At 34.1% G+C, this 3,746-nt stretch carries 3 protein-coding genes; all 3 read right to left on the bottom strand.

Annotation, left to right across the window (positions count from 1 at the left end; translation table 11 throughout):
* Positions 1 to 787, bottom strand: a 787-nt coding sequence (locus tag KDK16_RS01430; RefSeq protein WP_257274351.1) for a hypothetical protein, incomplete at its 3' end; no start/stop codon positions are given.
* Entirely contained in the window at positions 729 to 1,772 is a 1,044-nt protein-coding gene (locus KDK16_RS01425; protein WP_257274350.1) for a polysaccharide deacetylase family protein, read from the bottom strand. The genes KDK16_RS01425 and KDK16_RS01430, both read right to left, overlap by 59 nt.
* Before the next feature lie 16 nt (positions 1,773 to 1,788).
* On the bottom strand, positions 1,789 to 3,746 hold a 1,958-nt coding region (locus KDK16_RS01420), incomplete at its 5' end, for a glycosyltransferase (protein ID WP_257274349.1).

Genomic DNA, 3,746 nt, shown 5'->3' with positions numbered 1-3,746 from the left:
CATTCTCAATTATATTTGTAATAAATCGACTAACAACACCTGATTGTTTCATAGTATTCAGTATCGTATGACCCCAGAAAGGTAAAACTACATGACGAGCATCTGGGTACGCAGGCTTCACGAAACGTTCAATATATTCTCTTTCTTCAACTTGAAAAGGGTCATGGAGGATGATTGGTTTTTTATTTGAAATTGGAATGTCTGTTAATTCTGAATGTTGCCATTTCAAATGGCTAAATTTTTTCTGCAGCATCTCAGGGTGTGCTGAATTTTTAGGTGCAGATGAAATGATTTGAGCGTTAATACACCCTCCATAATATAATGAACAGTAAGCACCTAAACTAGAGCCGTATGTGAAAACTCTCTTATTATCTATGTATGGATCTACGGCTTCTTTGAAATTCTCCCATGATAAACCTTGGTATTGTGTAAGCTCGCGTTGTGCTACTGATATATAGTTATAACCTTTTTTTAAGAATAAGTTACGACCAAAACCAGGTGAGTCTAACTTTGATGGGAGTCCACCGAAACCAATTACTAATATATCACTATTTTTTTGTTCATAGTAAGTAATTCGATAATCTTTGCTATCAGATATTATACGTCCTCTTTCGTGCAAAGGAATAGGCTGAGATTTTGGCTTAAGTGATTTTGTTAACCTAGTTTGGTTTGAAAACCTTCTTGATAAGTTTGATCCATCAGTAAAATTAACTGGATTTAATATTTCTTCACCTAGCAATGAAATATATAAAAGAGTTTTTTTCCAAAGTCGCAACATCGCAGTCATAGGCTCCTTTTTGCTGTTTGTCATGTACACCATGTAGCATTAAAACAAGCCAGGTTTTTTCAGTTGCAGCTTGATCAATGAGCTTTTTAATGTCTTCGAATGTTGTGGTGTTGCGAACTGGGTGTGAATATACCAATAGTGTTTTATCATTAGTTGGATGATTAAACTTGTTACCATCAATACGAATGTTTTCATAATATTTACTAGCATGACTCAGCACTTGTTTGTTATATTTTGAGTAAGGAATAGCTAAGCTTTTGGTGTATATGTTGAGCTTTTCTTTCAGTAAGTTCTGGCTACTTTTTAATTCATAATCAAGCTTGCTAATGTCCATTTCTGTCAGACGAGTTCCATCATGTGATGCAGTATGACTTGATATTTCAATACCAAAGTTACTAACTTCATAAGCATCGCTTAAGGATAAAAAGTTTTTGTAAAGTTTATTGTCGAATAAACGATCCGTTATAACAAAAAATGTTGCAGGTACTTTATGCTTTTTATGTAGTGGATATGCAAACTGATAATTGTTTAGTCTTCCGTCATCATAAGTGATACTTATTAATCCAGTGTTAAACGACAACTTTTCTTTATTTTTTTTATTAATATTTGGCTCGCTATTTAATAAGTGTTTTCTTATGTTTTCTTTAGAAGCCTTCAGTTTTTGAAGTACCTCACTTCTTGCTTTATTATTTGCAATTTTACAGTATTTTTCAAAATAAATTATAGCCTCAAACCAGTTCTGCTCATCATAAAATAGACTGCCTAATAACCTATAAAAATTATAACCTCTTGGATATAGTTCTATTGCTTCTTTTAAGATTGACTTCGCAGAATCAGTTTGCCCTTCTTTGATTTTGCTCTTCACTAGCTTTATATATACTTGTGGGCTTTTATCTTGTTTTATAATGTTTGAAAAGCATTTGCTTGAATTCTTCCAATCACTATTTTCATAATAAAAATCTGCTTCTTTTCTAAGTTCAAACATTTTTAAATCACTGTGTTCAATATTTAATTAAGTTTGGTGCTTCAAAAAAACGTTTGTTTTTATTGGGTTTTATGTAAGGGCTTAAGCCATTACTAATTAATTTATGCCACTTTTTATATTCTTTTGAATATTCACGTCTAGCACCTTTAACACCTAAGATTGGATCCAGACTTAGTGGTCCATAAGAGGTAAGTGAGCGCTCATGATAACTGGCTATATAATATGGTATATCAATTTTGTATAGTTTTTCATTTCCGAAAACAGTAATTAATCTATTGATGTACTCGCTGTCAGCAGATGTCCGAACTGAATCAAAGTAACCTAAAGTTTCGAAAGCTTTACGTTTATAAAATAAAGTAATAGGCGCTTCTCTGATAATATTGCTCCTATGTAGATGAACAACACTATGGATATTTACCCGAAAGCAGTTTGTTAACACTGCCAAACTACCTTTTTTTAAAGATTCTAATTGGGAGCTAAGTCGATATGGATGTGACCAATCGTCAGAATCTTGAAAAGTAATATATTCGCCATTTGAAATTTTTAAAGCATGGTTCTTGGCTCTGTATGTGCCCGAATTTTCTTTCAGTCTCACAAGTTTTATTCGTTTATCTTTTTTATTTCTGACAAATTTTGCGAGTTTTCTGTAAGAGTTAGAATCACTACGGTCATCAACAATAATTAACTCAAAATTACTATGAGTCTGATCCAATATTGATTGAATAGCCACCGGAGTATATTCAGACCATCCAAAGTTAGTCATAATAACAGAGATCAATGGTTGAGTATGATCTGTAACTACATCAGCCGTTGATTGTAAGTTCATTACAGCAAATGAATGCGTTTTATCATCTTTGCTGGTAAAACTTCGTTGATTCTCGGGAAATATTTCAGAAAACAAAGCGAATGACTTTTGGTGATTTCCAATCAATCGTGCAGAGTTAGATAGAAGAAGCAGCCTTTCATACTTGCCTTTTTCTGTAGCATTGAATACATCTGCCTGTTTGCATAAGTAATCATCAGCATCTTGATAGCGACCAAGCTGGATTAATGAATAAGCATAGTATTTTGCAAACAATAAATCTTTATCTATTCCATTGTTTTTAATTAACTCAAGACAGGCTTCAAAATTACTTTCAACTACAATTTTTAGCAATATATAAAGCAAAGCATTTCGTCGATTTACTTTAAGTTGAACAGCTGCTGTAATTTGCTCAATAGCCTGAGCATACTCTTTTCTCTCACAGTGTAGATAAGAGAGATAATAATGCAGCTCATCATTCTCTTCCCCAGCAAGAATGCGGGACTTTAACTGATCTTCTATTTTTGCCAGCGTACCTTCACGAAAATGTATTAATGGCAGCAGGGCATCAGCATACTGGGGGTGCTGCTTGACATAAGCGTATGCTGCCTCAAAATCTGACTCTGCCGCCAGCAACTCAACAATGGCCATAGCCCAGCGTTGCTTGTTTCTATCTGTTTGAAGTTGATATATTTGTCTGGCCTTTCCAAGGGCATCGCCAAATCGCTTTTCTTTTTTGTTGATAAAGAAGCTTTGCGTCAGCAAGGTGATTTCAGGTACAGAATCTGGAGCAGCGGCCAGCATTTCTTTGGCTTTTTTCAGCTGATCTGTCACTCGCAGTGAGCCAAGATAAAAGGTGAATATTTGCTTATGTTGCTGGTATTCATTTGATAATTGACCATATAGATCAATCAATAGTGTTGTTTTACCTGCATCAAAAAGCAGTTTGAATATTTTTGCTATAAAAGTTGGCGATTTCCATTTACAAACATTACTAGCTAACCGATCAATCCAAGCTTCACCATTAGATTCAGATAGTAGTTTTATCAAATGATAACGACTTGAAGCCAGTTTTAAACGGAAAAATAGTTTTTCCGCTTCATCAAATGAGCCCTCTGTTCCTGTCGTTTTTAGTATCTTTAATATATTGCGACTGTCCCCGTTTGGCAATA

Source organism: Endozoicomonas sp. SESOKO4, assembly GCF_024606275.1.
This window is presented reverse-complemented; position numbering and strand designations above follow the sequence as displayed.